The 24,651-nt window shown below is 69.5% G+C and carries 20 protein-coding genes; 9 read left to right on the top strand and 11 right to left on the bottom strand.

Translation table 11 applies throughout. The annotated features are described in order from the left end of the window. The first annotated feature begins 92 nt into the window (after positions 1-92). From ABZY89_RS20460 to ABZY89_RS20430, 7 genes are all read left to right on the top strand, one after another. A complete protein-coding gene (locus tag ABZY89_RS20460) occupies positions 93-1,199 on the top strand; it encodes a glycosyltransferase (protein WP_355230136.1) in 1,107 nt (368 codons plus the stop codon). A 53-nt stretch (positions 1,200-1,252) separates the two neighbouring features. Continuing rightward, on the top strand, positions 1,253-2,008 hold the full coding sequence (locus ABZY89_RS20455) for a class I SAM-dependent methyltransferase (protein ID WP_355230134.1): 756 nt from the start codon (positions 1,253-1,255) through the stop codon (positions 2,006-2,008). Between the two features lie 90 nt (positions 2,009-2,098). After that, positions 2,099-4,879, top strand: a complete 2,781-nt coding sequence (locus tag ABZY89_RS20450) for a YfhO family protein (RefSeq protein WP_355230132.1) — start codon at positions 2,099-2,101, stop codon at positions 4,877-4,879. Between the two features lie 65 nt (positions 4,880-4,944). Continuing rightward, positions 4,945-6,558, top strand: a complete 1,614-nt coding sequence (locus ABZY89_RS20445; protein ID WP_355230130.1) for an acyl-CoA synthetase — start codon at positions 4,945-4,947, stop codon at positions 6,556-6,558. Positions 6,559-6,560: 2 nt separating this feature from the next. Then, entirely contained in the window at positions 6,561-7,385 is an 825-nt protein-coding gene (locus tag ABZY89_RS20440; protein ID WP_355230128.1) for an enoyl-CoA hydratase, read from the top strand. 170 nt (positions 7,386-7,555) lie between these two features. Further along, on the top strand, positions 7,556-8,644 hold the full coding sequence (locus ABZY89_RS20435; protein ID WP_355230127.1) for a glycosyltransferase family 2 protein: 1,089 nt from the start codon (positions 7,556-7,558) through the stop codon (positions 8,642-8,644). Continuing rightward, positions 8,641-9,612 (top strand): lysylphosphatidylglycerol synthase domain-containing protein, encoded by a 972-nt coding sequence (locus ABZY89_RS20430; RefSeq protein WP_355230125.1) that lies wholly within the window; start codon positions 8,641-8,643, stop codon positions 9,610-9,612. The genes ABZY89_RS20435 and ABZY89_RS20430 overlap by 4 nt, the downstream gene beginning before the upstream one ends. Here ABZY89_RS20430 and ABZY89_RS20425 read toward each other — a convergent pair. From ABZY89_RS20425 to ABZY89_RS20380, 10 genes are all read right to left on the bottom strand, one after another. After that, positions 9,554-11,065, bottom strand: a complete 1,512-nt coding sequence (locus tag ABZY89_RS20425; protein WP_355230123.1) for a phospholipid carrier-dependent glycosyltransferase — start codon at positions 11,063-11,065, stop codon at positions 9,554-9,556. The genes ABZY89_RS20430 and ABZY89_RS20425 overlap by 59 nt on opposite strands. A 122-nt stretch (positions 11,066-11,187) precedes the next feature. Next, on the bottom strand, positions 11,188-12,942 hold the full coding sequence (locus tag ABZY89_RS20420) for a hypothetical protein (RefSeq protein ID WP_355230121.1): 1,755 nt from the start codon (positions 12,940-12,942) through the stop codon (positions 11,188-11,190). Between the two features lie 56 nt (positions 12,943-12,998). After that, the gene (locus ABZY89_RS20415) at positions 12,999-13,580 is read right to left on the bottom strand and encodes a hypothetical protein (protein ID WP_355230120.1); all 582 of its coding nucleotides are present in this window, start codon (positions 13,578-13,580) and stop codon (positions 12,999-13,001) included. Then, on the bottom strand, positions 13,577-13,969 hold the full coding sequence (locus ABZY89_RS20410; RefSeq protein ID WP_355230119.1) for a hypothetical protein: 393 nt from the start codon (positions 13,967-13,969) through the stop codon (positions 13,577-13,579). The genes ABZY89_RS20415 and ABZY89_RS20410 overlap by 4 nt, the downstream gene beginning before the upstream one ends. A gap of 276 nt (positions 13,970-14,245) precedes the next feature. Continuing rightward, positions 14,246-15,958, bottom strand: a complete 1,713-nt coding sequence (locus ABZY89_RS20405) for a hypothetical protein (protein WP_355230118.1) — start codon at positions 15,956-15,958, stop codon at positions 14,246-14,248. Positions 15,959-16,066: 108 nt separating this feature from the next. Beyond that, the gene (locus ABZY89_RS20400; RefSeq protein ID WP_355230117.1) at positions 16,067-16,765 is read right to left on the bottom strand and encodes a class I SAM-dependent methyltransferase; all 699 of its coding nucleotides are present in this window, start codon (positions 16,763-16,765) and stop codon (positions 16,067-16,069) included. Between the two features lie 105 nt (positions 16,766-16,870). After that, positions 16,871-17,362 (bottom strand): pantetheine-phosphate adenylyltransferase, encoded by a 492-nt coding sequence (coaD, locus tag ABZY89_RS20395; RefSeq protein WP_350661889.1) that lies wholly within the window; start codon positions 17,360-17,362, stop codon positions 16,871-16,873. 34 nt (positions 17,363-17,396) lie between these two features. Then, a complete protein-coding gene (gene rsmD, locus ABZY89_RS20390; protein ID WP_355230115.1) occupies positions 17,397-17,960 on the bottom strand; it encodes a 16S rRNA (guanine(966)-N(2))-methyltransferase RsmD in 564 nt (187 codons plus the stop codon). 9 nt (positions 17,961-17,969) lie between these two features. Beyond that, positions 17,970-20,234, bottom strand: a complete 2,265-nt coding sequence (locus tag ABZY89_RS20385) for an ATP-dependent DNA helicase RecG (protein WP_355230114.1) — start codon at positions 20,232-20,234, stop codon at positions 17,970-17,972. Between the two features lie 13 nt (positions 20,235-20,247). Continuing rightward, the gene (locus ABZY89_RS20380; protein WP_355230112.1) at positions 20,248-21,891 is read right to left on the bottom strand and encodes a DAK2 domain-containing protein; all 1,644 of its coding nucleotides are present in this window, start codon (positions 21,889-21,891) and stop codon (positions 20,248-20,250) included. 237 nt (positions 21,892-22,128) lie between these two features. Here ABZY89_RS20380 and ABZY89_RS20375 point away from each other — a divergent pair, with 237 nt between their 5' ends. Beyond that, the gene (locus ABZY89_RS20375) at positions 22,129-23,157 is read left to right on the top strand and encodes a methyltransferase domain-containing protein (protein ID WP_355230111.1); all 1,029 of its coding nucleotides are present in this window, start codon (positions 22,129-22,131) and stop codon (positions 23,155-23,157) included. Between the two features lie 125 nt (positions 23,158-23,282). Then, a complete protein-coding gene (gene rpmB, locus ABZY89_RS20370) occupies positions 23,283-23,468 on the top strand; it encodes a 50S ribosomal protein L28 (RefSeq protein ID WP_141803692.1) in 186 nt (61 codons plus the stop codon). 58 nt (positions 23,469-23,526) lie between these two features. Here the strand turns inward: rpmB and ABZY89_RS20365 are convergent, their stop codons facing one another. Continuing rightward, the gene (locus tag ABZY89_RS20365) at positions 23,527-24,483 is read right to left on the bottom strand and encodes a thiamine-phosphate kinase (RefSeq protein WP_355230109.1); all 957 of its coding nucleotides are present in this window, start codon (positions 24,481-24,483) and stop codon (positions 23,527-23,529) included. Positions 24,484-24,651 lie beyond the last annotated feature (168 nt).

Genomic DNA, 24,651 nt, shown 5'->3' with positions numbered 1-24,651 from the left:
GTCCTCCTTGGCAGCACTTTTCGGGTGCCGACATCTCAGATGCGGGGTGTGCTGCTCGATCTTTCCTTGATCACGACCCTAACGTTGAGGTGATGCACATCGTCGCCTTCGGCACCTATGACGTGGCCTCCCATCCGCGGGTCGCGGTACTCATCGAGGGCTTACGAGCCTGTGGCGCGGAGGTCACCGAGGTCAACCGGCCGCTCGGTCTGGACACCGCGGCGAGGGTGGCGATCCTGCGACAACCGTGGCGGCTGCCGCTGCTCGTGCTGCGTCTGCTGACCTGCTGGAGCGGCCTCGTCGCCGAGTCGCTGCGTCGCCGTCGGCGCGGACGGCCCGACGCCGTGCTGGTCGGCTATCTGGGCCATTTCGACGTGCACCTGGCCCGTCTCCTCCACCCGCGTTCGACCATCCTGCTCGACCACATGGTCTCGGCGGCCGGGGTCGCCACCAACCGGCGGCTGGCCGGCTCCGGCGGGTTGAAGCTGCGCCTGATGAAGGCGATCGACGCGATGGCGCTGAAGCAGTCCGACGTGGTCATCGTGGACACGGTCGAGCAACAGGAGGGACTGCCCGAGGACGTACGCCGGCACTCGGTCGTGTGCCCGGTGGGTGCCACGACGGAGTGGTTCGACGTGGGCGCCAGGGCGCTCGAGCGGCCGACCGAGGAGCCACTGAAGGCTGTCTTCGTCGGCCTCTTCTCCCCCACCCACGGTGCCCCGGTGATCGCCGACGCCCTCGACATCCTCGCCGACGACGAGCGGATCGAGGTGACGATGGTGGGCCAGGGCCAGCAGTACGACGAGGCCCGGCGCCTCGCGGCGGGCAACCCGCGCGTCTCCTGGGTCGACTGGGTCGACGCCGAGGAGCTACCCGACTTCGTCGCCGGGTTCGACGTGAGCCTCGGCATCTTCGGCACCGTCCCGCAAGCCCGCCGGGTGGTGCCCAACAAGGCGTTCCAGGGTGCGGCAGCGGGCGCAGTCGTCGTCACCTCCGACACCGCGCCCCAGCGGCGGATGCTGGAGAGCGCGGCCATGCTCGTCTCCCCCGGAAGCCCCGAGGAGCTCGCCTCGGCCCTGACCAAGCTCGCCGACGACCCGGACGAGGCCCAGCGACTCCGCGAGGCCGCCTACGAGCAGGCTCGCGAGCACTACACGCCGCAGGCCGTCGCCTCCCCCATCCTCGAATGTCTCAGCTGAAGCGAAGCCCGAAGCAATCAGCACCGCTGAACCCACCCCGACCCAGGAACCAGATGACGCTCAACGCCACCGACCGCCCGCTGCCGCCGCTCGCACCCCGCGCCTGGCTCCGCTACGACGTCGTCAGCCGGATCATCGACCGGCTGGCGCCGACGACGGCACTGGAGATCGGTTGCGGCCAGGGCGCCTTCGGTGCCCGCCTGGCCACCCGCGCCGACTACCTCGGGATCGAGCCGGACGCGGACTCGTTCGCGGTGGCGTACGAGCGGATCACCTGCATGGGCGGCACGGTGCTCAACGCGATGTCCTCCGAGCTGGATTCGGGGAGGACGTACGACATGGTCTGCGCCTTCGAGGTGCTCGAGCACATCGAGGACGACAAGGGGGCGCTGGCCGAGTGGGTCACCCACATCCGCCCCGGCGGCCACCTGGTGCTCTCCGTGCCGGCGTTCCAGGAGCGGTTCGGGCCGATGGACCGGCACGCCGGGCACTTCCGTCGCTACAGCCCCGAGGAGCTGACCGACCGGCTGGAGGAGGCAGGTCTGGGCGACGTCGACATCACTGTCTATGGCTGGCCGCTCGGCTACGCCCTGGAGGCGGTCCGCAACCGGATCGACGCCCGGAAGCTGGAGAAGGTGGGCGACCTCACACCCGAGGAGCTCACCCAGGCGACCGGGCGTACGTTCCAGCCCAGCGGTCAGCTCAAGGGGGCCGCCATCGCCCTCGCGACCAGCCCGTTCATGGCCCTGCAGCGGCTACGGCCCGACACCGGCACCGGGCTGGTGGCCGTCGCGACCAAGCGCGACTGACCGGCCGCCCGGAACGACCGAAGACAACTTGAACGACCTACCGCGCGCGCTACCGGCGCCCGTTCCCGACTACTCATAGATTTCCGGATTGTGATCCCATCCGATCGGTGGCGCTCAGGCGTCGTCCTGGCACTTCTCGTCCTCTTCGTCGCGGTGACCTTCGGTCCCGCGCTCGTGGGACAGGGCATGCTGCTGGACACCGGATGGCTGCACGCGATGATGCCGTACGCCGCCGACGGCCCGATCCCGCAAGGGACGCTGTGGTGCCGCGGCGACACCTGGGACTACTACCTGCCCGGCGTCGAGAACATCGTCGAGGGCGTACGCCACGGCAACTGGCAGACCTGGGCACCCTATGAGGTCGGTGGCGCGCCGCTGGCCTCGCTGCCGAACCACGCGGTGCTGAGCCCGGTCTCGTGGCCCTACTGGGTGATGCCGATGTGGCTGGCGCCGGCCTGGGTGAAGCTGACCGAGCTGGTCCTGGTGCTGGTCGGGATGGTGCTGTTCCTCGGCCGGCTCGGGGTGCGGCGCAGCATCGCGCTGGTTGCCGGCCTGGTCTTCTTCACCTCCGGGTTCATGATGATGTGGACCAACTGGCCGCACACCAAGGTCGCCTGCCTGGTCCCGCTGCTGTTGTGGGCGCTGGACCGTGCGGTGCAGGAGCGCGGCGCGCGCGACCTCGCCGCCGTCGGCCTGGTCGTCGCCGCGATGCTGCTCGGCGGGTTCCCGGCGGTGACGATGTTCGCGCTGACCCTGGGCGGGATCTACATGGTCGTCCGGGCGGTGGCGCTGCGGGACGTGCGGCGCACGCTGGTCGCGGGCGGCATCGCCGCCGGCGGCGTCGGGCTCGGGGTCGCGCTCTCCGCTGTCCAGGTGCTCCCCTTCGCGCTCAACATGAGCACTCTCGGGCTCGACGGGCGGGTCCCCAACCAGGTCAAGCCCGCCAGTCTCGTGCTGACGACGGTCGCCCCTGACGCCTACGGCACCTGCGTCGACGGCCTCTGGTTCGGCGAGGACAACCCGATCGAGTCGATCTCCTTCATCGGCGTCGCGGCGCTGATCCTGGTCCTGTGCGCCATGATCGTCAGGCTCCCCGGCGGCCGTCGCCCCTCGACACCCGCCCTGCTGGCGGTCGTACTGGCCGCGGTCGTCTGGCTGCTGTGGATCGGCGGGCTGCCGCTCGAGCTGCTCCAGAAGCTGCCCGGCTACAGCTCCAACAGCTTCGGGCGGGCGAACTCGATCTTCGGGTTCCTGTGCGCGGTGCTCGCCGGGATCGGGCTGGAGCGTCTCGTCCAGCGGGCCGAGGTGTCGCGGTCGGCTGATGAGGAGGGTCGGTCCTGGCGTCCGCCTCTGGTGGTGTCGCTGGTCCTGCTGCTGGCGGCCGCCGGGGTGGCTGCGTACTTCCTGTACGCGGCGTACGTCTACATCGACGGCGCCCCGCGACCGATCCCCGACGTCGCCGCGAAGCTGCGGGTGCCGGCGCTGCTGGGAGTGGTCTCGGTCCTCGCGGTCGCGGCGACGCTGCTGCTGCGGGGCCGGCTGCGGCTGCTCGGCCCGCTGGTGCTCGTGCTGGCGGTGCTCGCGCAGAGCACGATGTTCGCGCGCGAGGTGCTGCCGCTCACCGACCGCGACGAGTTCTACCCGGTCACCCCGGCCCACGAGTTCCTGAAGGAGAACCTCGGAGAGGAGCGCTACGGCGCCTCGAGCTGGGAGCACACGGGCGTCGCCGACCACTACCGGCTACGTACGCCGACGGGCCATGAGTTCACCTCGCCGGAGTGGAAGGCGCTGATCGCCGCGGTCAGCCCGGACGCCCAGCTGTCCCCCACCTACAGCGACTTCCCCGCCAACGTGCCCACGCCGGGGCGTCAGCCGGTGCTCGACCAGCTCTCCGTCCGCTACTGGGTGACCCAGCCGATGGAGGTCATCGGGGCATCCGAGCCCACGCCGGTGCCGGCCGCGCAGCGGCAGCCGCTGATGGTGATGCCCGGCCAGCAGGCGATGTGCCAGGTCCCGCAGGGCGACCTGCGCGGGATCGAGGTCACCGTGCCCGACGGCCTGAGGCCGCGGGCACAGACGCCGACGGTCGTCCGGGTGAGCGTCGGAGCCGGCGCCGAGAAGGTCACCTCCGAGCGGGCCATCGCCGTGAACCGGCCGCTCAAGCGCGGGGAGAAGCTGCGCGTCGCCGTGCCCGACCACCGCTTCGCGTCCGGTCCGGTGCCGGTCACCATCTCGTTCTCGGGGAAGAGGAAGCCTGTCCAGCTGGCCGGTCGCACCGACGGTTCCGCGGTCTGCGCCGCGGTCCGGCCGGAGAAGGGCGACGGGCTGCGGGTGGTGCACGCCTCGGCCGGCGCGGTCGTCTACGAGCGCGCGAGCGCGCTGCCGCGGATCCGCTGGGCCGGCACCAGCGAGGTCGTTACCGACGGGCCCACGCGAGTGCGGCGCCTGACCGAGGGCGTCGCGCCCGGCACGGTGCTCCTCGACGACGACTCGACGCCGGCCGCGTCCGGCTCGACGGCCCGGGTCGACGTACGCCGCGACGAGGCCGAGACGATCTCGGCCGAGGTCACCGCCGACGGAGCCGGCTACCTGGTCGTCGCCGACTCGATCGCCCGCCCGGGCTGGTCGGCGACGGTCGACGGCCGCCCGGTGGACCTGGTCGCCGGCAACCACGCCTTCGCCGCGGTGCCGGTCCCCGACGGCGCACACACCGTCACCCTCCGTTATGACGCGCCCGGTCTGCGGGCCGGGGCGGTGATCTCCGCAGTCGGCGCTCTTGTTCTTCTTGGCCTCCTGCTCGTCCCGACCGTGTTCCGCAGGTGGCGGCGAAGCAGGAGCGACTCCTCGGCCCCGAAGGATGCCGACGTCTAGAACACGTTCCACCCAGCGACACCGCAGGCGTGACACCGGTCCGGCTACGTACCAAGGTCTGGCTCATGGCTGTTCAGATCGCCGACCTGTTCGAGCATGTTGTCGATGTCGTCCCGGAGCGACCGGCGCTGATCGCCGGCGAGGTGCGCTACACGTACGCCCAGCTGGACGCGGAGGCCAACCGCTTCGCTCACCACCTTCTCGGTGCCGGGATCGAGCCGGGCGAGCATGTCGGGCTGATGGCCCGCAACGTGGCCGAGCACGTGGTCGCGATGCTGGGGTGCTTCAAGGCGCGGGTGGTGCCGATCAACATCAACTACCGCTATCTCGAGGCTGAGCTCGACTATCTCTTCGAGAACTCCGGGATCGTCGGCCTCGTCCACGAGGAGCGTTATGCACCGGTGCTGGCCGAGGTCGTGCCGAAGCACGAGCGGCTTCGGCACGTGGTGTCGATCCCCGACGGCAGCGGCGAGAGCACGGCCTATCAGTCCATCGACTGGCGCACGGCTCTCGATTGCGAGCCCACGACGAGGGGGTTCGGCGAGCGCAGCGCCGATGACGTCTTCATCATCTACACCGGCGGGACGACGGGTTATCCCAAAGGCGTGGTGTGGCGGCAGGAGGATGCCTGGAGGGCTCTGGGCGGCGGCATCGACTTCGCGACGCGGAAGCCGATCGAGGAGCTCGCGCCGTCTCAGGCCGCGGCCGAGGATCCATCGCCGCTGGTCACTCTCCAGCTCGGACCGGTCATGCACTCCAGCGGGCAGTGGGCGATGCTGATGCGGTTCATCACCGGCCACACCAGCGTAATTCTTCCCAAGTTCGACCCAGCGACGATCTGGCGGACCGTCGAGGCCGAGGGGATCAGCACGATCTCGCTGGTCGGGGACGCGATGGCGCGACCGCTGATCGAGGAGTTCGAGCGCGGCTCCTACGACGCCAGCACGCTGACCACCGTGACCAGCGCGGCCGCGCTCTTCTCCGCCGAGGTCAAGGAGCGCTGGGTCAAGACCTTCCCGGACGCCGTGGTGCTCGACGTCATCGGCTCTTCCGAGACCGGGATGACCGGCAACGGACGGATCGAGCAGGCGACGCTCGCGGACAAGGGCTCCCTGGTGCACCTCGGCCCCGGAACCGCCGTGATCGACGAGCAGCACCGGATCATCGATCCCACCGAGGTAGGCGCGATCGGGCTGATGGCACGATCGGGCGCCATCCCGCTCGGCTACCTGGGCGATCCGGAGAAGACTGCGCGCACGTTCGTCGAGATCGACGGCACCCGGTACGCCGTGCCGGGCGACTATGTCCAGATCGAGGAGGGCCATCGGCTGACCCTGCTCGGACGCGGGTCGGGCTGTATCAACACCGGCGGCGAGAAGGTCTATCCCGAGGAGGTCGAGGTCGCCCTCAAGTCGCACCCGGGAGTCTTCGACACCCTCGTCTTCGCACTCCCCGACCCGACCTACGGCCAGCAGGTAGCAGCCCTCATCGAGCCCCGGCCAGGTGTCGCACTCGACGTCGATGACGTCCGCGCGCACCTGCGCACCAGGCTCTCGGGCTACAAGGTCCCGCGCACCGTGCACGTCGTCGAGAAGGTGCCACGACACGTGACCGGCAAGGCCGACTATCGCCGTGCCCGGGAGATCTCCGACGCCCTCCGCGCCGAGAAGGCGAGCTGAACATGTCGTACGTCATGGTCGACCGCCCCGCCGACGGCGTCGCCGTCCTCACCCTGGACCGTCCCGAGCGGATGAACGCCATGTCGTTCGACGTGATGGTGCCGGTGCGCGATCAGCTGGTCGAGATCGGCCACGACAACAGCGTCCGGGCGATCGTGATCACCGGCGCCGGCCGGGCGTTCTGTGCAGGCGCGGACCAGGAGTCGGCAGGGCGGCCACCGCACACCGAGGGCCTTGCCCGACCGGGCTACGCGTTGCGGTCGCTGGATCTCCTGGAGGACGTGATCGGAACGATCCGCCGCCTGCACCAGCCGGTCATCGCAGCGGTCAACGGTGCGGCCATCGGTGGCGGGCTCTGCCTGACTCTCGCCTGCGACGTCCGGATCGCCTCCACCTCGGCGTACTTCCGTGCAGCCGGTATCAACAACGGCCTCACCGCGAGCGAGCTCGGGCTGAGCTATCTGCTGCCGCGGGCGGTCGGCTCCAGCCACGCGGCGGATCTGATGTTCACCGGCCGCGACCTGAGCGCTGAGGAGGCCGCCCGCATCGGGCTCGTCTCGCGGCTGGCCGACCCGGTGCTCGAGGAGGCCATCGCGATCGGGACGCGGATCGCGGAGCTCTCCCAACCGGGCATCGAGCTGACCAAGAAGTCGCTCCACGCCGGGATCGCAGCCGGTTCGATGGAGAGCTACATGCCGATCGAGGGCATCGGGCAGCTCTACCTTCGGCTGCTCACCGACAACTTCGAGGAAGCCACGCGCGCCCGCAAGGAGGGGCGGCCTGCACGCTTCCGCGACGATCTTCCCCGCCCTCAGGCCGGTCCCTAGCCCACCGGGCCGCTCGACTCGCAGGCAAAGGAACGGACACGGCGTAGACCGGTGTTGAACACCAGGTTGCCTTAGCACATACGCCGGATGACACCCGCGAGGGGGCGTGGGGCCGCGGAATCCACGCGGTAATGTGGCAGTTCAGAAGCCCCTCATCTGCCCCGAATCCTGTGTTCGGTCCCACTACTTGCCCTGAGGTCCCTGTGAAGCTTGTCGTTCAAGTCCCCTGCCTCAACGAGGAGGAGACGCTCCCGTCCGTGCTCGAGTCGATTCCGAAGCAGATCCCCGGAATCGACGAGATCGTGATCCTGATCGTCGACGACGGGTGCACCGACCGGACGGTCGAGGTGGCCAAGGAGCACGGCGTGCGCGAGTTCGTGCACCACTCCCGCAACCAGGGGCTGGGCCGTTCCTTCCACGACGGGGTGGTTCGCGCGCTCGAGCTGGGCGCCGACATCGTGGTCAACACCGACGGCGACAACCAATACCCGCAGGACCGCATCACCGACCTGGTCCAGCCGATCATCCACGGCCAGGCCGACATCGTCATCGGCGACCGGCAGGTCGACCGGATCGAGCACTTCTCCGGGCTGAAGAAGAAGCTGCAGAAGGTCGGCTCCAAGGTGGTCAACATGGCCGCCGAGACCGACCTGCCCGACGCGGCGAGCGGCTTCCGCGCCTACTCGCGCGAGTCGCTGATGCTGCTCAACACCGTGACCCGCTTCTCCTACTGCATGGAGACGATCATCCAGGCGGGCAACAAGCGGATGAAGATCGCCTCGGTGCCGATCGAGACCAACGCCAAGACGCGTGAGTCGCGGCTGTTCAAGTCGATGCCGGAGCACATCGCGAAGTCGGGCGCGGCGATCGTGCGCTCCTACATGATGTACAAGCCGTACGCCATCTTCGTCTGGCTCACCGCCTTCTTCTTCGTCCTCGGGGCGATCCCGTTCCTCCGCTACCTCGTCCTGTGGATCAGCGGCGACAACGGCAACCACATCCAGTCGCTGCTGCTCGGCGGCGTGCTGATCAACCTGGCCTTCATGTCCGCGATGCTCGGCGTGATCTCCGACTTGATCCGCACCAACCGGGTGCTCATCGAGGACGACCTGGAGCACACCAAGAAGGCTCGCTTCGGCAAGTCCGGCACCGAGATGCTCCGCGACCAGACCTCGGTCGCCGAGTTCGACCTGCCGCACACGCCGCGCACGAGCACGTCATCTGCCCAGTCCGGCGAGACGTGGACGACCAGCCTGTGACGACGACCCACTCCGGCCCGGTCTCCCCCGCGGAGGCCGGGTCGTCGGCTACGCCCAGCCCCGCGAAACCCAGCCTGGCGAAGCGGCTGCTCAAGATCGCGCTCGCCCTCCTCGTCGTGCTCGGCGGCGCCTACCTGGTCTGGCGCCAGCGTGCCGACCTGGCCACCGCGGTCCAGGAGCTGAGCCTCGGCCGCGTCGCGATCGCCGGGGTCCTGGCGATCATCGGCACCATGCTGATCGGCCAGACCTGGGTCGCCCTCCTGCACGGCATGGGCATCCGGCCGTCGCTGCGCGACTCCCACTCGGTCTTCTACGTCTCCCAGCTGGGCAAATACCTGCCCGGCTCGGTGTGGCCGGTCGTGGCGCAGATGCAGTTCGGGCTGCGCTGGGGCGTCGCGCGCCGGACGATGCTCGGCGCCAACATCCTCTTCATGGGTGTCATCGTCGCCAGCGGCATCAGCGTCGGCGCACTTCTGCTTCCCTGGTCGTCGCCCGAGGGCCTCGACCGCTACTGGTGGCTGCTGCTCCTGCTGGTGCCGCTGGCAGTCTGCCTGCACCCGCGCGTCGTCCCGGGCGTGCTCGACTGGCTCTTCGCCCGGCTCGGCCGGGAACCCCTCAACGTACGCCTCACCGCGCGGGGCCTCTTCACCGCCATCGGCTGGGCGGTGCTCGCCTGGGTCGCCTTCGGTCTCCACCTGGCCGTGATGATGCAGTCGTACGCCTCGATCGGGCTGCTCGAGGTAGCGGCCGCGACCGGTGGGATGGCCCTGGCTTGGGCCGCAGGGATCGCGTTCATCCCAGCCCCCGCCGGCGCCGGGATCCGCGAGGGGCTGCTCGCCCTCACCCTCGGCCCGATCATCGGCGTCCCCGAGGCGCTCACCGTCGCGCTCGCCTCGCGCGTCCTCCTGCTCATCGCTGATGTGTTGCTGGCTGCGCTGGGAGCGGTTGTCGGGCGGCGTACGTCCTGAACGGCCGGGCCGCGAGACAGACGGCGAGCACACCGCAGGCCACGCCCGTGGCGACCACGAGCTCGGCCCCTCGCGACTCGGAGTTCGGCAGTCGGCCGGCGTAGGTGGCCGACCTGACGAACCAGTCGAAGATCAGCAGGGCGTACCCGCCCAGCGCGAGGGTCATCGCGGCCGCTGCCAGCTGCGCCCGCGACTCACGGGAGCCGACCGGGATCATGTCGACGAGCGCCATGGCGCCGACGGCGAGCGCCGTGGCCAGCAGGGGCATCAACGGCATCAGATAACGGTCGTTCGGGTTCCCACCACCCGCGACGAACCCGACCAGGTTCGCCAGGATGACCGCCGCGTGGACCGTGAGCAGCAGCCAGCCCGCCGCCGAGAAGGGCTGATCCTCCGGCCTGGCTATCCGCCGCCGGACGAGCAGCACGAGAAGTCCTGCCACCGCGACGACGGCGAGCACATCGACGACCACGACGTAGCCCTCGGCCAGCAGCGGCACCCAAAGGCGCTCGTACCAGTCCTTCCAGAGCGAGCCGTCCGTCACGATCTGCCACCAGGTCCCGTTCGGCTCCCGGTCGAACTTGTCCAGCAGCGCATCAGTGGCGGTCGGGTCGCCGTAGAGGACGATGTTGCGGACGTAGAACCATCCGGTGGCGAGCGCCGGCACGCCGGTGGCCACCGCCGAGGCCGCCAGAGCGCGGACCACGCCGCGACGCGAGTGGTCCCTCAGCAGCAGAGCCACCGCGATCGCCGCGCCGCACAGGACGACGGTCAGGACCCCAGGCGCCTTCGCCCCTGCCGCGGCCGCCCCGGCCAGCGCGACCAGTGCCAGACGCCCCGGCGACAGGCCGCGGTTCAGGATCCGGATCGTCGCCAGCAGAGTCAGCGACGACGCCGCCACCGCGACCCCGTCGTTGGCGATGTGCCCGCCGGCGGTCACCAGTACGGCACACGAGGCGCTGATCCCCGTGGCCAGGAACGCGACCGCCTCCCGCCGGGTCACCTCGAAGGCGATCAGGCCCACCAGCAGCACGCACAGCGCGGAGCCGACGGCGTTGATGAGCCGCATCCCGACGACCATTACCTGAGGTGCGTCGAGCGCTCCGGCCGCGGCCACGAACGGCAGCGACATCAGGTAGTAGAGCGGAGGGTGGTTGGCGGTCCAGATGTGGCGATGCGGCTCATCCACCATCGTCCCCAACCCCTCGACGACCTGGGGATACCGGCGGGCATCCGTCGTCACGGGTGTGTCGATCGTCGGCAGCCGTCCCGAGGCCAGCTCCACCGCGTAGCCGGCGTTCGGCCCCTCGTCCCGGGTCTGGTACTGCAGGGCCCGGGTCAGCGCGACGTAGCTGCTCAGGCTCAGCGCGAAGAACGCCATCAGCACCATCGCCGCCAGCAGCCGCTTCTGGAGTCGTACCTCGGCGCGGTCCTCACCGGGAGAGCGGAACATTCACGACCTTCGGATGAGCTTGCGGGCGATGGCGAGCCTATGTCAGGTTCTCCCGTGCTCTCGTGCTCTGGCCCCGTGTCCTTTGAGTTGGCTCTTGTCTTCGGTCGTACGCGCCCTAACGACTAGGGCAGCCTGCTGGAAGTTCTGGTGCCGTCGGGCTGGACCGTGACAGCCCGCTTCTCGAACGGCTCCAGCGAGCGGTGCGCCCAGATGCGGAAGCGCTTGTGTTCTTCGGCGATCCAGACCTCGGCGCAGGGCTCGTAGTCGCTCTCGATCGCGGTCTCCACCCAGCCGCCGCGGGCCATCGCGGTCGTCTGCAGCACCACCGGGACCTCTCCGTTGGCCATCATCGCCGTCAGCTGCTTCTCGTTGCGATCGAAGTCGTAGTGGAACAGGTAGAACGGCGTCGGGTTCTCGACATCGAGGGCGTCATACAGCGACAGCTGGTTGCCCAGCACGAAGGCGGTGCGGCCTCCCTTCAAACACCGTGTCATCTCGGGTTGTATCGCGTCTCCCCAGACCTCGGCGGCCTCGAGCTGACGACTGTCCCGGCTCAGGTCGTCGACGTGCTCGACGGCTGCGGCCAGGGGAACCACCCCCAGGACGAGGCAGGCACCCGCGGAGACGGCGACCAGCCTCGCGCGTAGCCTCGTGCCGATCATCATGACGCTGACGACGAGCACGAGGATCAGCGGACCGATCAGGCTGTGGGCACCGAATCCGAACGCAAGAGCTGCACCGACCCACGCCGCCCCCGTCGCGAACCCCACGATCGCGGTCACTGTCTGCCACGGGGACACGGACCGCGGCCGGCTCGGGAACGAGATCTGGTCCCGGCGGTCGTACACGTCGCAGAGGACGAAGATCAGCGCCGCGAACACCAGGGCACTCACGGTCTCGGCGTGCCCGGGCCCTGGACGCCGGATGGGGACGGTCGCGAGAAGAAGAGCGCACAACGCGAGGAACCGCGTCGGGTCGCTCGCCAGACGCCAGATGACGGGCACGAACATCAGCAGCAGAAGGAAGGGATAGACGGCGACGATCTCGTAGCCCTTCCCGTCGGACGGCACGTCGAAGAAGGGCCAGCCGAAGTGGTTCGGAAACTGCTGGGCCTGACCGAAGACGACCTGGCGGTTGAACTCGGCGAGGCTCATTCCGTAGCCGATCCGGAAGAACAGCACCTCCGACACGACTCCGACCAGGATTCCGGCGGCGAGGGCGACACATCGTGTCAGCCTCTCCCGCACCGCTGCCTCGTCCCGCCCGATGAGCTCGTACAGTCCCGCCGCACCGGTCAGCAGGATCGCCAGCTCGACGTGCTGCCAGAAGAGGGCCGCCGGCACCAGCACCCGCACGACCAACGACCAGCGTCCGGAGTCGAGCCGACCTCCGGGCAGGAGGATGAACGCGAAGACGACAGGGAGGACGTACTTCACCTGGGCGGGCGACGCGAGCGTCAGGACGGCCAGCGCCATTGCGGCCATCGCAGCCGGATGTACGCGTCTGCGCAGCCCCATCGCGGCCACGAGGACGGCAGACAGGGTCACACCGAAGAAGCGGCCCAGGAAGAACTCCCACCACAGAGGGTCACCACCGGCCAGGCGATAGACCAGGCTGTTCACCCACCACGAACCGGCGTTCCAGCCGTGCTGGAAGTCGACCAGCGGGACCGCACCCTCGGCGGTGAGCTTGCCGAGGTAGTACTGCGCGCCTCTGTCCCCGGTCAACGGCTCCATCTGCGCGGTGAGGGTGTAGGCGGCATGCACAACGGCGACCACGACGATCACAGCGAAGGTCGCCCACCTGACCGGACCGATGGCCTCACGCACTCGGCGTGCGGGCGAGGGGGTTGCCGTCGTGGCCACCGCATCGGGCATGGTCCGAACGTACGCGCTGTCACAGATGACTGGGGGCGGAACGCTGGGACCGCCCGTCAGACCTGCTCAGCGCGATGCTTGATCAGTCGCGACGCGTCCTGTGCTCCGAGCCTGATCTCGTGTTCCACGTCGTCGCCGTCCACGATGAACTCGAGTACGCCCTCATCCGTGTAGAAGCGACGTACCAACGCCTCGAGGTCCTCTGCCTCGCTCAGGCCCAGCCGAACAGCCAGCGCGACGATGTCGTCAGCGTCCTTCGCGCGCTGCGCGATGAGCTTCGTCGCGAGCAGGAAGTCATCCGAGGCATACGTGACGCGAAGTCCCGGAAAATCTGGAGGCTCGAACAGCGTCGGAGGGAGCGGCGGCATCCACATGTTGGCGTTCGAGTTGAGCCAGTTCATCGGTAGTCCACGTTCAGCCGCCAGCGCGCGGGCCGCCTCGATCACCGCCGGCTGGCGGGTGATTCCGTCGATGTCGACGGTCACCCGGTCCTCGCGGATCCCGGTTGCGGCGATGGCGGCGCCACCAACGACGAAGACAGACGCGGCGACGCCACGGTCCCGAAGTCGTCCATCGAGCGCCGAGAGCAGCTCTTGGATCTCGGATGCGGTGAACTCGTGGCGCCGGTCAGCGTTCATGCCGTGGCCAGGTCACGCTCTGGGACATAGATGTGGAGACGGCGAAGCCATGGTGGGGTCCGAGCGACGACCCGCTCAGGGCTGAGGAAGGGATGAGGTGGCCGCCAGTCCTCCTCGAGCGGTTCGATCCGGGTCCACTCAGGCGCGGTGACACCCGCTTCGTCGAACTCGTGCGATGCGAGCGCTGCAAGCAGGGCGTCGAACCCGACGTTGCCGGTCGGTCCAGGAGCGGCTTCCCAAGAACCTGTCAGATCGAGGTCGTTGTACGCCGAGTCGGTAAGCAAGAGGCGCAGGTGGTCTCGCCCCTGGAGCAGCATCCGCCACGCCCAAGTGGTCTCCCCCGCTCTGAGCGCCCGGCGGATCTCGGCCGCGGTCTCGGGAGCGGACATCAGCCGATGCTCACGCACTTTCGAGAGGGCATTCGCCAGTCGACGCCCCCGGACGCAGAACCAGGCGGACGGCCGCGTCGCTCCCGTCAGGTATGTGGACATCCGCGGCGCCGATGTCCCGACCGCACGTGCGAAGGCAGCCTGCGAGAGCCCGCTGAGCTCGATCGACCGCCTCAGAGCATCGATGACTTCCTGGGTGTCGCGGTCGGGAATCTGCGGCTGCACGCAAATAGCGTACCACCGGAACGTTATCGAATTCGATAACGTCAACTGTAGTTAGCCTTCCGGAGTCGGAATCGCCTTGCCCTGGCGGATGATGAGATCGCGCTGGGCGATCTCGCCGCGGGACTTGTGGGTCCAGATCGTGACGGCGGTGGCCTGCTTCTCGATCCTGACGACCGAGCACGGGACGTAGTTGGCGCGGATGGCGTCGGTGAGCCACGGCTGCGGCGTGTGCAGCGGCATCGTCTCGATGATGACCGGGATCGACCCGTCCTCGAGCTGAGGCACCAGCACGTCCTCGTACTGCGCGAAGTCGTAGTGGAACAGGTAGTAGGGCGTCGGGTTGGTGATCTCCAGCGCGTCATAGAGCTCGAGATAGTTGGGCATCACGAGTGCCTCGCGGGCGCCGCCGCTGCAGCGTTCGTACTCCGGGCCTGCCCAGCGGGCGATCGAGTCGCTCACCGCGAAGGACTTCGCGTCGCGGCGCATGTCGTCGAGGTGGTCGACGGCGGCAAGAGCGGGTACGCCGCCCAGCACGACCAGCGCGCCGGCGGAGACCGCTGCGGTGGCTCCTCGGAGGAACGCTCCTCCGAGGACCGCCCCAGCGATCGCCAGGGCCACGAGGAGGACCGCGCCGAGCATGCTCTGCAGGCCGAAGCCGATCCAGAGGGTGGCGGCCGCCCAGGCGGCGCCTGCTGCGGCCAGAAGTAGCGCGAAAGCCGACCGTGTTGGTTTCGACACGCCTCCGCCTAGCGGCTCCGTCGGCTCAACCAGCGAGGCGCGGCGCTCGTAGAGCTCGGCCACCGCCAGGACGACGGCGAGGAGGACGAGGGCGGAGACGGTGGTGGTGTGGGGGTTGTCGACGCGGCGGATCGGGACGACTACGAGGACCAGCCCGGCCAGCGCGATCAGCCGGGTGGAGTCCGAGATCCGCTGCCACACCAGCGGCACGAACGGGATCAGCAGCGCGAACGGGTAGAGCGCCAAGATGAAGAAGCGCCCCGACTCGGTCGGCAGGTCGAAGAAGTTCCACACGGCGTACTGCGAACCCTGGTGCGTCTCGGTCTGCCCGAGGATCACCTGTCGGTTGAAGTCGGCGAAGGAGAGCCCCCACACGAGCTTGTACGCCATCGCCTCGACGACCAGCCCGAGCACGAATCCACCGGCCAGCTGGACGCAGTTGAGGATCCGGGTGCGCCAAGGCGCCGAGCGCCGCGCGAACAGCTCGAAGAGCCCCGAGGCGCCGGTGAGGAGCACTGCCAGCTCGACGTACTGCCAGAAGACGAGGGCCGGGAGGAGCACCCGCGCGGCCGCGGCGAGGCGTGGGCGTGACTCGAGCCAACCGGTCGGCAGCAGGACGAAGACCCACAGCAGGCAGATCGTGTACTTGATGTGCAGCGGGGTGGCCAGCAGGAACACCCCGAGCGCGAGCGCGATCATCACGGCCGGGTGCAGCCGCAGACGGACGCCGATGGCGGCGGCGAGGATCGCGCCGAGGCCGGCGCCGAGCAGGCGGCCCCAGAGGAAGTACCAGATCGTCGGGCTGCCGCTCGCGATCGCGTAGAGCGCCGCGTTGACCCAGAACGAGCCGGCGTTCCAGCCGTGCTCGAAGTCGACCAGCGGGATCGCGCCGTGGGCGGTGATCTCGGCCAGGTGGTACTGCGCGCCGAAGTCCTGGGTCAGGAACGAGCCGTTCTGGGCGCCGACCGAGTAGGCCGCCCAGACCAGCGCAGCGACGCAGACCCCGGCGAACGTCGCCCAACGCACAGCTCCGACTGGTTCGTCTTGCTCCCCCGGTGATGCCATGCGCCAGACCTTAGAGCGCGTGAGCGGCGGCGTGGATAATCCACGCCGCCGCTCACGAAACGTACGAGATCAGCCCTTCGTCAGGACCGAGGTGCGCTCGGGGTAGGGCAGGGTCGGGGTGAGACCGGCGTGGATGGTCTCCTTCATCCCCGAGGCGGCGATGGCCTCGACGTAGCGCTTGCGGCGGCTGTTGTCGAAGACGATGATCCCGCCGGGAGCGAGCCGGTCCTTGGCCTTCTCCAGGCACGCCTCACGGGCACGCCCGTCGATCACCACGAGGTCGAACTCGCCGTCGACGTCGTCGATGGAGTTGACGTACGCCTCGAAGTCGAGGCCCGCGTGGCCCTCCTTCTGGGAGGGGACGACGGGGTTGTCGCTGGCGACCGGCTCGATGACCCGCAGCGAGATCTTCTCCTCGCCGGCGAGCTCGGCCTGCATCATCTCGCCGAAGCCCTTGTGGTGCTCGACGGAGTGGATCTCGTCGGCGCGACGGGAGAGCCAGATGGTGGAGGCGCCGGAGCCGTACTCATAGATCCGGATCGGGCGCTCACGCTCGCTCAGCCAGGCGTCGACCGCGGCGATCGCGTCGTAGGTCCACCACGGCACGTCGAGCTTCGCCATCGCCAGGGAGTCGTAGACCTTGGTCAGCGAGTGGGCCCAGTGACGCCAGCGCTGCTCGACCGGCGGCGCGGTCTCCTTCGCGAGTCCCGTCTTCGTCAGCCCGCGACCGACGGCCTTGAGGGAAGCGGCATAAGACTGCTTGGCCAAGGAAAGCGGGGAACGACCTGAGGTGGACATTGATCTCCAGGGAAAGGATTGTCGGGGAGCCCTAGGAAGGACTACCCAGGGAACGATACCGGCGAACGCTCCCCCTTACTCGGAACGTTCTGCCAAACGCTTGGTGAGTCGCGCAAGAACATCCGGCGGCAGGAAAGCCGACACATCCCCACCGAAATGGGCCATCTCCTTGATCAGCGAGGAGGAGACCGCCGCCCAGCGCGGGTCGTTGAGCAGGAAGACGGTCTCGACGCCGGTCATGTGGGCGTTCATCTGCGCCATCGGCGCCTCGTACTCCAGGTCGGGCGCCCCGCGCAGCCCCTTCACGATCGCCTGGGCGTCTATCTCGACGCAGAAGTCGGTGACCAGGCCGGTGAACCCCTGGACCCGTACGTTGCCCAGCGGAGCGGTCACCTCGGTGATCATCTCCATCCGCTCCTCGGCCGTGAACAGGCGCTTCGACTTCGACGGGTTGACCCCGACGGCGACGACGACCTCGTCGAACATCGCCGAGGCGCGCGTGAAGATGTCGAGGTGGCCGAACGTGGGCGGGTCGAACGAACCCGGGCACACCGCGCGACGCGTCATTTGTTTTCTTCTCCCATTCGATCAGTCCAGCCGGTCAGTCCGGTGCGTGGCCGTACCAGAGCGTGGTCTCGCCGTACTTCTTCGACTTCTGGTCGGTGAACCCGTCGGGCCAGACCGGCTCGGGGCTGCGTGCGGACCGCTCGACGACGACCAGAGCGCCCGGAACCAGCCAGCCGTGCTTGACCAGCAGCGCGATGTCCTCGGAGACCGCGTCGTCGGAGAGCGGGTAGGGCGGGTCGAGGAAGACCAGGTCGTAGGGAGCCGGCGGCGGCGTCACCAGGGTGCTCGCCACCGTGGCCGCGACCACGTGGGCCCGCGGGAAGCCGAGCTCCTTCGCATTGGACCGGATCACCCCGGCCGTACGCCGGTCCGACTCGACCAGGGTCACGACCCCGGCGCCGCGGGACCATGCCTCCAGCCCGACCGCGCCGGTGCCGGCGTAGAGGTCGAGGAAGCGCAGTCCGGCCAGAGAGCCGTAGGAGGACTCGATCGCCGAGAAGAGCGCCTCGCGGACCCGATCGGTGGTGGGACGGGTCCGCACCCCCTTGGGAGCGAGTAGGCGTCGCCCTCCTGCGACGCCACCGATGATCCGAGTCATTGGGATACCTTAGGACTTTTCCAAGTAGTCGGCGGAAGCGGACTCCTCGATCTCGGTGACCCGCTCGGCCAGGAGCGGTGCGGTCGCGAGCTCCGGGTCGGCCTCGAGCAGCGCCTCGGCCGCCTCGCGCGCCTCCAGGATGGTCTCCTCGTCACGGAGCACACGCAGGCTCTCCAGGCTCGATCGCCGCCCCGACTGGGAGGCGCCGAGCACGTCTCCCTCGCGGCGCTGGTCGAGGTCGACCCGGGACAGCGCGAACCCGTCGGTGGTCTGGGCGACCGCGTCGAGGCGGGTCCTGGCCGGCGTGCCGGCCTCGGCGTGGGAGACCAGCAGGCACAGCCCGTGCAGCCCGCCACGGCCGACCCGGCCACGGAGCTGGTGGAGCTGGGAGACCCCGAAGCGGTCGGCGTCGAGGATGACCATGGTGGTGGCGTTGGGTACGTCCACGCCGACCTCGATCACGGTGGTGGCGATCAGCACATCGATGTCGCCGGCGGCGAAGGCGCTCATGGTGCGCTCCTTCTCCTCGGCGGGAAGCTTGCCGTGGAGCTTGGCGACGCTCAGCCCCTGCAACGGACCGGTGGTCAGCTCCTCGGTGACCTCGTCGACGGCGGAGAGCTGGGCCGGGGCGGCCTTGACCTCGTTGCCGTCGGCGTCGAAGTCGCGCTGGTCGCTCTCCCCCTGCTCGGACTCGTCGCCGCTGATCCGGGGGGCGACGACGTAGACCTGGTGGCCGTTCTCGACCTCTTCCTTGACGCGTTCCCACACCCGGGCGATCCACGCGGGATGGTCCACGAGCGAGACCAGGTTGGTCTGGATCTCGGCACGTCCGGCCGGGAGCTCGGTGAGCGTGGAGACCTCGAGGTCGCCGAAGACGGTCATCGCGACCGTGCGCGGGATCGGCGTCGCGGTCATCACCAGCAGGTGCGGCGGGGTGCCGGCCTTGTCGGTGAGGGCGGCCCGCTGCTCGACGCCGAAGCGGTGCTGCTCGTCGACGACGACCAGGCCGAGATCGTCGAACATCACCTGGTCCTGGAGCAGGGCGTGGGTGCCGACGACGATCCCGGCCTCGCCGGTGGCGATCCGGCTCAGCGGCCCCTTGCGCTGGGTCTTGGTCATCGAGCCGGTCAGCAGCTCGACATGGGTCTGCTCCTGGTCACCGGCGAAGAGCCCGCCGGCCAAGCCGCTGGCGGCCAGATCGCCGAGCATCGCGGTGATCGACCGGTAGTGCTGCTGGGCGAGCACCTCGGTCGGCGCCAGCAGCGCGGCCTGGCCCCCGGAGTCGACCACCCTCAGCATCGCGCGCAACGCGACCAGCGTCTTGCCGGAGCCGACCTCGCCCTGGAGCAGGCGGTTCATCGGGTGGGGCTGGGCCAGCGCCGCCTCGAGCTCCTCGCCGATCTCATCCTGTCCCTTGGTCAGGGTGAACGGGAGCCGCTCGTCGAAGGCCTCGAGCAGGTGGTGGACGCCGCCGGTGCGGGCGGTCGTGCCCAGCGCCTGGAGCGCCCGCCGTCGGCGTCCCAGGACCAGCTGCAGCCCGAGCGCCTCCTCGAACCGGAAGCGGTGCAGGGCGCGCTGGACGTCCTTGGGCTCATGGGGCGCGTGGATCAGGTCCAGGGCGTCGCGCAGCCCCGGAACGGCGTACGTCTCCCGGAGCTGCTCCGGGAGCACATCGGTGACATCCTCGACGACCTGCCGGGCGAACCGCACCGCGCGCATCACGTCCCAGTGCTGGAGTCCGGCGGTGAGGGGGTAGATCGGGAAGAGCTCGGTCAGCTCCTCGACCGCCATCTGGTTGTCGGCCGCCTCGGCGGCGTTCTCGGAGTCGGACGGGTCACCGAAGACGACCATCTGCGGGTTGGCCAGCTGCCACTCGCCGCGGAACGATCCGGCCTTGCCGACGAAGACGCCGCGGACACCCGGGGCGAGCACGCCGCGACGCCACTCGGCGATCCGCTGGGACTTGGAGAAGAAGGTGAGCTGCAGGTCGGCGGTGCCGGCCTTGAGCTGGGTCTCGACGCGGAAGGCGGGCCGGCCGGTGCGGCGGTCGGTGTGCTGCCGTACGACGCTGCGGACCACCTCGCCGAGCACCGTGAGCATCTCGCCCTCGTGCAGCTGCGGCGTCTGGCTGAGGTCGGCGGTGCGCAGGTAGCGCCGCGGGAAGTGGTAGAGCAGGTCCCCGACGGTGCGCAGCCCGAGACCCTTGGTGAACTTCGTGGCGTGCTTGCTGTTACCCAGCACGGCCTCGATCGGCGACTCGAGGGTGATCGGCACCGTCTCTTCTCCTCTACTCCACCGACATCAGGAGGGGGTAGCGCTCCTGGCCTCCGTCGTACACCATCACATCAACGGCCGGGTGGTTGGCAGCCAGCCACGCCGCGACGGCCTCGGCGAGCTCGCCCGTCGGGTCCTCGAGGCCGGAGACCAGCGTCACCAGCTCGCCGCCACCACCGATGAGCCGGGCGAGCACGTAGGTCGCACATGTCTCCAGGTCCTGGCCGACCTTGACGAAGTCTCCGTCGAGCACCCCGAGCGCGTCACCCGGCATACACGGCCCCGCCATGGTAATCGCTCGGGTGTTCGAGATGGTGACCGCGCCATGCCGCGCGTGTCGCGCGGTGGCGGTCATCTCGAGCACGTCCTTGTCGAACTTCCGGCCGGGCTCGTGGACCGCGATCGCCGCCAGTCCCTGCACCTGGCTGCGGGTCGGGATCACCGCGACGTTGATGTCGAGGTCGTCCTCGGCCGTGCGGGCCGCGGCCTCGGCCGACTGCCGGGTCGGGAAGTCGTTGGGGAGCACGATCACCTCGTCGGCGCCGGAGGCGGTGATCGCCTCGAGCAGCTCGGAGGTCGTCGGGCGCCGATGCGGGCCACCCTCGATCACGATCGCCCCGGCACCGCGGAAGAGCTCGGCCAGACCCGGCCCGGCCGCGAACGCGATCACCGCGCGGCCGCCACGGGTGGCGTGGCGATGGGCCTGGCCGGCGATCTGCTCGGCGAAGTGGGTCACATGGATCCGGTGCGGCCGCCCGGCGTTGATCCCCGCCTCGATCGCGGCGCCGACGTCGTCGACGTGGACGTGCACGTTCCAGATGCCCTCGCCGCCGACCACGACCAGCGAGTCGCCCAGCGGCTGGAGCCGCTTGCGGAGGTCGGCGATCGCGGCGTCCTCGGCGTCGAGCAGGTACATCACCTCGTACGCCGGGCCGCCGGGCTCCAGCGCGTGGCCGTCGGCCGCGCCCATGCCTGTCTGGATCGGGATCGGGATGTGCGGGGTGTTCGCCATCGGCGTCTGCGGGCTCGGACGGCGACCGGTCAGGGCGGTCTCGAAGGCGTCGAGCAGCACGCAGATCCCGCGGCCACCGGCATCGACCACCCCGGCAGCGGCCAGTGCGGGCAGCTGCTCCTGCGTACGGGCAAGAGCGGCGCGGGCCGCGCTGGCGGCGACCGACATCACGTCGCGGGTGCGTGCGGTCTCATCGATCTCGACGCACGCCTCGGCCGCGTCCGCGGCGGCCCGGAGCACGCTGAGCATGGTGCCCTCCTGGGGCTCCCCCACCGCGGCGTACGCGGCGTTGCCGGCGCTGCGCAGCGCGTCGGCGAAGACCGTGGCGGTCCGCTCCTCCTCGGTGGCCTGGATCAGGCGGCGCAGCAGGGCGCCGATCATCTCGGCCAGGATCACGCCCGAGTTGCCGCGGGCGTCCAGGAGCGCGCCGCGTGAGAAGGCGCGCAGCCCCTCTCGCCAGTCGGAGCCGGTGAACTCGCGTAGCCGGTCACGGGCCGCTGCGATCGTGAGGTAGAGGTTGGTGCCGGTGTCGCTGTCAGGCACGGGGAAGACGTTGAGCGCGTCGATCTCCTCGCGGTGCGACGCGAGCGCGTCGGTCGCCAGGTCGCCGAACCGGCGGAACAGATCGAGCTTGACCTCGGCCACGCGGCCCTCCCTACTCCTCGACACCCTGCATACACCCAGACACCGTGACTCCGGACACACTTCCCGGTATTGCGGCCCCAAGGTTAGGCGGTGCCTGGGCACGGGGTAAACGACGGGTGAACAAATCCGAGGCTGCAGCAAAGACACGAGCGAGTAACACCTTCTGCCGAGTTGCGCCCCACCTCGGTGACGATCATCCCTAGTGTGGACGTGTCCCCAACGCCGAAGGACTCACGGATGTCGATCCCGACCCCGACCCCACGCGCGAAACGCGTCAACGAAATCTTCGACTTCTCGGCCGGGCGCGGCCTTGAGATCGGACCCTTGCACCAACCGCTCGTCCCCCGAGATGCCGCGGAGGTCGCCTATCTGGACCTCTACGACCGAGACCGGCTCTACGAGTCGTACGCCGAGCATTCCCAGGTGAATCACGACACCATCCCCGAGATCGACTATCCGATGTGGGACGGCACCCGGATGCGTACGCTCGAGGAGGCGGCCAAGGAGGGTGCCCCGTTCGACTGGGCACTGGCCAGCCACGTCGTCGAGCACGTCCCCGACCTGGTCGGATGGCTGGCGCAGGTCGAGGCCGTCGTCGCTCCCGACGGGGCTCTCGTCCTGGTCGTCCCCGACCGGCGCTACACCTTCGACGCCCATCGCCCGCCCACGACGATGGGGCAGATCCTGCAGGCGTACGAGGCCGGCGACACGATCCCGTCGGTGCGCGCCGTCTTCGATCACCACCGGAGTGCGGTCAACACCGACGCCAAGCGCCTCCACCACCGCGGGCCGAGCGAGGCCGAGACCTGTATCCACGACCTCGGCTACACCAAGGCCCAGGTCGAGCGTGCCCGCCGGGGCGAGTACGTCGACTGCCATGTGTGGACCTACACCGACCGCTCGTTCCCCGAGATCATCGCCGAGCTGCGCCGCCTGGGGCTGACCGGCTGGTCGGTCGAGTCCCTCCTGCCCGTGCCCGAGAACGACATCGAGTTCTACGTCGTCCTGCGCCGCGGCCTCTCCCCCGAGCTCCCGGCGGTGCCCGCCATCCCGGACTGGGTCGAGCACGGCCTCGAGCTGCGCGACGAGGTCGCCAAGCTGCGTGAGGTCGTCGCGGACCAGCGGCGGCGGCTCGAGTCGCAGCGCAAGCAGCTCGCCGGCCAGCGCGCCGAGATCGACGATCTGCGTGGGTCGAAGCGGTGGAAGCTGGCCACCGCGCTGGCCGCGCCGCTGGACAGGTGGCGGGATCGCCGCTCGGACGACTGACGATTTCGCCGCGCACAGCCGGACGGGCTACGCTTGTTCGGTTGTCTCGGCAGGGCAGCCGTTCATCGCGCCCGCCGACACTATCCAATCGACCTCGATCATCTATTCAACCTCAGGAGTTCACGGTGGCTGCCGTCTGCGACATCTGCGACAAGAAGCCGGGCTTCGGCAACAACCGGCCGTGGTCCAAGAAGGCGACCAGGCGCCGCTTCGACCCCAACATCCAGCGCGTTCGCGCCGTCATCAACGGCACCCCGAAGCGCATGAATGTCTGCACGACCTGCATCAAGGCCGGCAAGGTCGCTCGCTGACCCGGGATCTTCCTCGCACGAAGGCCGCTGCCCACTCGGGCAGCGGCCTTCGTCGTTCTCAGAAGTGCGTCCAGCCCGTCGAACCCTCGTAGACCTTCCCGTCGACCGTGACCGGTTCGCCACCAGGCTCGCCGATCGTCCCGATCACAGTCCACCCCTGTGGCAGCTCGACGTCAGGCGGGAACGCGGCGAGCAGGGAGTGGTCCTCTCCCCCGCCCAGCACGAACGCGAGCGCGTCGGCGCCGGTCGCCGAGGCGACCGCGTTGAGCTCGTCGGGGACGGTCAGCGCAGCGGTGTGTACGTCGATGGAGACCTCCGAGGCATCGGCGATGTGCCTGGCCTCGGACAGGAGCCCGTCGGAGACGTCGATCAGCGCCGAGGCACCGGCCGCCGCTGCGGCGGGGCCGGCTGCGTACGGCGGTTGTGGGCGGCGGTAGGCGTCGACCAGCACCCGTGGTGACCGGAACCCTCGCTTGAGGATCGCCAGGCCGGCCGCGGCCCACCCCTGGCGGCCGCACAGCGCGAGTACGTCGCCGGGCTCCGCGCCCGAGCGCAGCACCGGCGCTTGAGCGACCGCGCCGATGGCGGTCACGGAGATGACGATCTGGTCGGCGCCGGTGACGTCACCGCCGACGACGGAGGCCCCGACCAGCGCGCACTCCGCGGCGAACCCCTCCGCGAAGTCGACGGCCCACTCGGCGGGAAGGTCCGAGGGAAGGGCGAGCCCGAGGGTCATCGAGTGTGCGACGCCACCCATCGCGGCGATGTCGGCGAGGTTCTGGCCCGCTGCCCGGTGGCCGATGTGGGACGCCTCGGCCCAGTCCCGCCGGAAGTGGCGGCCTTCGACGAGCAGGTCGGTCGAGACCACCACATGGCCCTGCTTGACCCGCACCAGCGCGGCGTCATCGCCGGGGCCGACCAGCACCTGCTCCCCCTGGGCGAAGTGCTTGGTCATCTCGGTGATCAGCCCGAACTCGCCGATGTCGGCGAGCGTCGTGTCCCTCGGAAAAGCCATGGCACCATCCAACCCTCCTCTCCGCGCGCGGAGATACCGGGACACGCATCACCGTGTCTCCGAGCTTCGCTCGGTCACTCCCTCGTTCGGCGCGAGCGGACGAGCAAGCTCGCCGCTCGGCCTCACTCCGGTCGTCTTATCCCCAGGGTCGGTGTAGGTCGATCGATA

The organism is Nocardioides sp. NPDC006303, from assembly GCF_040613175.1.
In the GTDB taxonomy this organism is placed as follows: domain Bacteria; phylum Actinomycetota; class Actinomycetes; order Propionibacteriales; family Nocardioidaceae; genus Nocardioides.
The sequence above is the reverse complement of the archived record's forward strand: the minus strand, read 5'-3'. Positions and strand labels throughout refer to the sequence as shown.

Excerpts from the sequence above, each read along its gene's own strand:
- ABZY89_RS20420 (WP_355230121.1), bottom strand. The coding sequence starts at position 12,942 with ATGCCCGATGCGGTGGCCACGACGGCAACCCCCTCGCCCGCACGCCGA.
- ABZY89_RS20445 (WP_355230130.1), top strand. The coding sequence starts at position 4,945 with ATGGCTGTTCAGATCGCCGACCTGTTCGAGCATGTTGTCGATGTCGTC.
- ABZY89_RS20415 (WP_355230120.1), bottom strand. The coding sequence starts at position 13,580 with ATGAACGCTGACCGGCGCCACGAGTTCACCGCATCCGAGATCCAAGAG.
- ABZY89_RS20425 (WP_355230123.1), bottom strand. The coding sequence starts at position 11,065 with ATGTTCCGCTCTCCCGGTGAGGACCGCGCCGAGGTACGACTCCAGAAG.
- ABZY89_RS20440 (WP_355230128.1), top strand. The coding sequence starts at position 6,561 with ATGTCGTACGTCATGGTCGACCGCCCCGCCGACGGCGTCGCCGTCCTC.
- rsmD (WP_355230115.1), bottom strand. The coding sequence starts at position 17,960 with ATGACTCGGATCATCGGTGGCGTCGCAGGAGGGCGACGCCTACTCGCT.
- ABZY89_RS20460 (WP_355230136.1), top strand. The coding sequence starts at position 93 with ATGCACATCGTCGCCTTCGGCACCTATGACGTGGCCTCCCATCCGCGG.
- ABZY89_RS20365 (WP_355230109.1), bottom strand. The coding sequence starts at position 24,483 with ATGGCTTTTCCGAGGGACACGACGCTCGCCGACATCGGCGAGTTCGGG.
- ABZY89_RS20455 (WP_355230134.1), top strand. The coding sequence starts at position 1,253 with ATGACGCTCAACGCCACCGACCGCCCGCTGCCGCCGCTCGCACCCCGC.
- ABZY89_RS20375 (WP_355230111.1), top strand. The coding sequence starts at position 22,129 with ATGTCGATCCCGACCCCGACCCCACGCGCGAAACGCGTCAACGAAATC.
- ABZY89_RS20410 (WP_355230119.1), bottom strand. The coding sequence starts at position 13,969 with ATGTCCGCTCCCGAGACCGCGGCCGAGATCCGCCGGGCGCTCAGAGCG.
- coaD (WP_350661889.1), bottom strand. The coding sequence starts at position 17,362 with ATGACGCGTCGCGCGGTGTGCCCGGGTTCGTTCGACCCGCCCACGTTC.